This is a genomic window from Lysinibacillus sp. GbtcB16 (assembly GCF_019091145.1).
Classification (GTDB): Bacteria; Bacillota; Bacilli; order Bacillales_A; family Planococcaceae; genus Lysinibacillus; species Lysinibacillus fusiformis.
Genome location: NZ_JAGXJV010000706.1, coordinates 1 through 249 on the forward strand (window position 1 = coordinate 1; position 249 = coordinate 249).

Sequence of the window (249 nt, forward strand, 5' to 3'; positions counted from 1 at the left end):
TCATGTGATCTGTCATTTGTGTGAAGGAAGCACTGAGATCACCGATTTCGTCCTGCCGATTAACCGGCGTGTAACGAACAGACAGGTCGCCTTCCGAAATGCGTTTAGCCGCGGAGCTCATGGAGATAATTGGTCCGGATACATGGCGCGCAATCAGGAACGAAATGGCCAGGCCCAGCACGATGGCGATAATACTCAGTGTTATATTCCAGGTAACTCCGGCATGGTAGGATTGGTCTACTTCAGCAG

The 249-nt window shown here is 51.0% G+C and carries 1 protein-coding gene; it reads right to left on the reverse strand.

Translation table 11 applies throughout. The features are described 5' to 3' along the window. The coding region (locus tag KVT27_RS25655; protein WP_217582283.1) for a HAMP domain-containing protein at positions 1-249 on the reverse strand (249 nt) is incomplete at both ends.